Annotated in this window: 4 protein-coding genes; all 4 read right to left on the bottom strand. The window is 63.6% G+C overall.

The window, feature by feature from the left end:
* On the bottom strand, positions 1 to 428 hold a 428-nt coding region (locus AWB68_RS43700; protein WP_143282050.1), incomplete at its 3' end, for a porin.
* Between the two features lie 214 nt (positions 429 to 642).
* On the bottom strand, positions 643 to 1,299 hold the full coding sequence (locus AWB68_RS43705) for a DsbA family oxidoreductase (protein WP_160110187.1): 657 nt from the start codon (positions 1,297 to 1,299) through the stop codon (positions 643 to 645).
* Positions 1,300 to 1,348: 49 nt separating this feature from the next.
* Positions 1,349 to 1,909 (bottom strand): RBBP9/YdeN family alpha/beta hydrolase, encoded by a 561-nt coding sequence (locus tag AWB68_RS43710; protein WP_087650294.1) that lies wholly within the window; start codon positions 1,907 to 1,909, stop codon positions 1,349 to 1,351.
* 18 nt (positions 1,910 to 1,927) lie between these two features.
* A complete protein-coding gene (locus AWB68_RS43715) occupies positions 1,928 to 2,776 on the bottom strand; it encodes a TauD/TfdA dioxygenase family protein (RefSeq protein WP_087650295.1) in 849 nt (282 codons plus the stop codon).
* Positions 2,777 to 2,882 lie beyond the last annotated feature (106 nt).

The raw sequence follows: 2,882 nt of genomic DNA on the forward strand, positions 1-2,882 counted from the left end.
ACATCGGTTTCCGCCATCGCGTAGATCATCGGGATGATCTGGCGGCCGGCGTCGATCGAGCCGAACGGGCCGGATGCGCCGACTGTCGCGTACTGGTTGAACATCGCGGTGGTACCCGGCGTGTCGGACAGTCCAAACTTGCCGTTGGTGGTGTTGAACGAGCCCTGCAGCTTGAAGTTGATCTTGTAGCCGCCGCCGATGTCTTCGCTTCCCTTCAAGCCCCAGTAGCTGGCATAGATGCCGCCGTCCTTGAGTTGATAGACATGACCGAGGTTCGGTGCGTGCGGCTGGAACGATGCCGCCGAGGTGCTTTGATACAGCAGTCCAGAGTCGAGTACGCCGTAGAGCGTGACCGACGATTGGGCATGGGCGGCCGTGGCGAACATCGCCAGCGCCGCAATACTGCTCAACTTCAACTTTGATTTCATTTTGTCTCCTCTTGTTTTGGGGGACGCCGCACGGACCCCGGCGGCTTTTCTGGTTGATCGAATCAAACTAAATTGCTGTTGCGTCGGCGTGTCAGGCCGACAGGTAGTCATTCCCGTACTGCTTCCGCAACGGATGCTTGAGCACCTTGCTGGTCGCGCCGAGCGGGACTGCATCAACGCACGCCACCGCGTCAAGGTTGCTTCTGGCGTGGCACTATCTGTTCTGCGGATCGCCAGTGGAGCGCAACATGGCGTCCACGATTGCGCCCGGCGAATACGCACCAGACAGCGTCAGGGCTGAATTGATCACAAAATGCGGCACACCCGTGACCTCCTGGGCCTGCGGCGAGCGCGGGATCGGCATGTTGTCATCGCGCCGCGACGGCGCCAGATGTTCAGCGAGGCCCCCGGCGTCAAGACCGCACGCGAGGCCGATTCGCTCGAGCACGTCCGGGTTGCCGATGTCTTCGCCGTCCATGAAATAGCCGGTGAACAGACGGTCGATCAGCGACGCAGGCTGGAATCCGGCGCCTGTGGTGACGGCCCAGGCAACGAGGTTGTGCGCTGCCCGCGTGTTGGGCATCACCTCGATCCTGTCGAACGCTAGCTGGACGCCAGCCGCGCGAGCAACCTCCTGAACCTGTGCGCGCCGTGCAGCGACCGCGCTTGCACTCCCCAGACGGGCCACATAGAACGCCTGATACGGGACGCCACCGACAGGCATATCGGGCAACAACTGATGCGAGTGCCACCGCACCTTGACGCCGACGTCCGGGCGCAAGCTGGCGAAACGGCTGATGGCCGCATCGAGGTTGCGCTTGCCAATCAGGCACCACGGGCAGACGAAATCGAAGTGGACATCGATGGTCACTGACGCGTTCTGATTGACTGCGGTGCCCTGCTTCGCTGTGCAGTCCATGTCAGAGAAGCTCACGAATCAGAACCTCTGCCTGAGGCCACTCGCCGTAGCCGGCCGCCGGGTTCAGATGCCCGACCTCGCCCAGGTCGACGAGGCGACTGCCCCAGTCCGCGGCCATTGCCGCGGCGCGGCCAAAGTCGGCCAGCGGATCGTTGCGGCTGGCGCCGAGAATGCTCGGGAACGGCAACGGCTTACGCGGGCTTGGCAGCCATCCGTTCGCTTCGAGCGCATCGCGCGTCGGGTAACCGGCGGGCATCGGTGATTCCAGGTCCGCCGGCGTGGCAAGCAGCGCGCCCTGGATCGGGCGGTTGTGCCGCTGTGCCCAGTGCACCGCGATCATGACACCGGCGCTGTGAGCGACCAGTACGATCGGCCCATCGATCTTCGCGATGGCTTCGTCCAGCGCCGCGACGCGCGCTGCGCAACTGAGCTTGTCGTGCTCGAGCGGCGGCACCGAGGCCGATTTGGGAAGGCGCGCCTGCAGCAGTGTCTGCCAGTGTTCGGCCACATGGTCACGCAGGCCGGGCACGATAAGTACGGTAGGTTCTGTATTGAGAGTCACGATGCTGATTCGTTCAGGTTAGTACGGTTTGTCGCCAACAATCCCCGCTCGCTCCATCTTGCGATGGCACGGTGCATAGTCCATCACCGCATAGTGCTGCGTGCTGCGGTTGTCCCAGATCGCGATGCTGTTGGGTTTCCAGCGCCAGCGCACCTGGTACTCCGGGATGTACGCCTGGCTGATGAGATAGCGCAGCAGTTCGCCCGCGCCCGGATTGGCGTCCTGGCCGAAGCGCACGCGCGCCGGCGTGTGATAGTTGGTGAAATGGGTGGCGAAGGCGTTGACGAACAGCACCTTCTCGCCGGTGTCGGGATGCGTGCGCACGACCGGGTGCTCCGCGTCCGGAAACTGGACGTGTAGCGCGAGGCGCTTCTCGATTGGCATCGCGGCGCCGAAGCTTGCTTCGATGCTGTGGCGTGCGCGCAGGTCTTCGATCTGGGCCTTGACGTGGTCCGGCAGTTTCTCGTAGGCGAGAACCATGTTCGCCCACATCGTGTCGCCGCCGACGGGCGGACACTCCACGCAGCGAAGGACCGCGCCGAACTGCGGCGCTTCGCGCCAGGTGGCGTCCGCGTGCCACGCGTTTTCGTAGCGGTCGTTGGGTTGATCCGGGGTCTTGTAGATGCGCACGAGGCCCGGATGCTCGGGATCGCTGCCTGCGACGGGATGATCTTCCAGCTCGCCGAAGCGGCGCGCAAACGCCACATGCTCGGCGCGCGTGATCTCCTGATCGCGCAGGAACACCACCCGATGTTTTAGCAGCGCCGCTCGGATCTCGGCGAACAGGCCGTCGTCGTGAACGGCATCGGCCAGATTCACGCCGACCAGTTCGGCACCGAGCGCGCAGGTTAATTGTTCAACTTGCATGGTTTGCTCCTCAGATGACGAAGACCGACGAGCCGGTCGTCTTGCGCGATTCGAGGTCCCGGTGGGCTTGCGCCGCGTCCTCAAGCGAATAACGCTGGTTCAGTTC

The organism is Caballeronia choica (assembly GCF_001544535.1).
Classification (GTDB): Bacteria; Pseudomonadota; Gammaproteobacteria; order Burkholderiales; family Burkholderiaceae; genus Caballeronia; species Caballeronia choica.

Bases quoted from the DNA above. Each gene is read 5' to 3' on its own strand.
- AWB68_RS43715 (WP_087650295.1), bottom strand. From the start codon at position 2,776: ATGCAAGTTGAACAATTAACCTGCGCGCTCGGTGCCGAACTGGTCGGC.